Raw genomic sequence first — 1184 nt, 5'->3', positions numbered from 1 at the left:
CACCGAAGAGATTGCGCAGCGTGGTCGCCTCGTAAAAGCGCCGGGTTTCGTGGTTCTCCCAGCGCGAGGCAATGTCGCTCATGGCACGCGGGTTCAGGGGGGTCGGATTTAGCATGGTCGGAGCGCTCCTAAGAAACGACGCCGTGTGCCTGGCGCCTTCAAGGCGCCTACCTTACCGAGACGGTAGCTCACTGAGTGAGCTACCGTCTCACGGAAGCTGAACATTCCGCTGCTGCGGGCCGCCGCCGCTACTGGCATGGAGGATCTCCGGCTGCCTCACGATGACGGTCACGTCAGACGCCACTGCCGCTGCGCTGGGGTTGGCTCTATGGGTTGCCTGAACACCTAAAAATGGCCGTTCGGCAAGCGCAGCGCGTCAGGCCGTAGGCAGCGGCCGGGGAGCTGTGGTCAAGTCACGGATCCCGCAGGGGCCATCCACAGGCACGACCTGTGGGTGGGTGGCTTGTCCACTGCGGGCGTTGTAGGCCACAAATGTTGCGGCTTCGAACATCTAGCGCTTCCACCACTCTTTCAGCGAAGACCAAAGGCCACGCCCACCTTTCGACTGGCTCGGCCTTGCTCTGCTCACTTCAGGCTGCTGAACCGGACTTGCCGCGCCCGATACCTGCGGCGGTGGATTGGCCGCGCCGAAGTACCTCGCCTTGTTCTGGCGATCACGCGTTCGCCCAAGCTCGATGGCCTGCTGTGACATCTCCGCCGCCCAGCGCACGCGACCGCGTTCGATCCAGTAGTGAGAACGGCATGCGAAATTCCAGTTTCCGATCGATGGACTGAGCGAAATGGTGTCGCCATCAAATTGAAGCGACCAGTCGGTCGGAGACATCGGCGTCACCACCTTCTCGCCGCAACCGCAGGCGCACCGATGGATCGCCGTGGCGTACTCCATCGACACGTAAAGAACGCCCTCCTGCAATTGCCCGGGCATTAGTTCAACGAACTCGTGCGTGAACCGGTGATGCTTCAAGTGGGCTTCTCGTCGCTGGTCATCAGGTTGAAGTTCGTCGAGTAGGTCGAGTGGTGCTCGTTGTCGACGTCCATGTAGAACTTGCACATCTTCTTCCACTTGATCACCGCCATCGCGGCGTTCAGCATGTTGAGATCGGCGATCTGGATGTTCTGCGCGTATGCATCGTCTTCATCCCGGTCGGCCGTCGAGACGCGCG

Annotated in this window: 1 protein-coding gene and 1 pseudogene; both read right to left on the bottom strand. The window is 61.2% G+C overall.

Features of this window, described 5'->3' with window-relative positions:
• Nucleotides 1-511: 511 nt before the first annotated feature.
• Entirely contained in the window at nt 512-985 is a 474-nt protein-coding gene (locus ACXRVY_RS30355; protein ID WP_458239121.1) for a DUF6527 family protein, read from the bottom strand.
• Nucleotides 982-1184 (bottom strand): annotated as a pseudogene (locus ACXRVY_RS30350) (ThiF family adenylyltransferase); the annotation flags it as partial. The pseudogene ACXRVY_RS30350 and the gene ACXRVY_RS30355, both read right to left, overlap by 4 nt.

The organism is Pseudomonas sp. P5_A2_2, assembly GCF_054177685.1.
The sequence above is the reverse complement of the archived record's forward strand: the minus strand, read 5'-3'. Positions and strand labels throughout refer to the sequence as shown.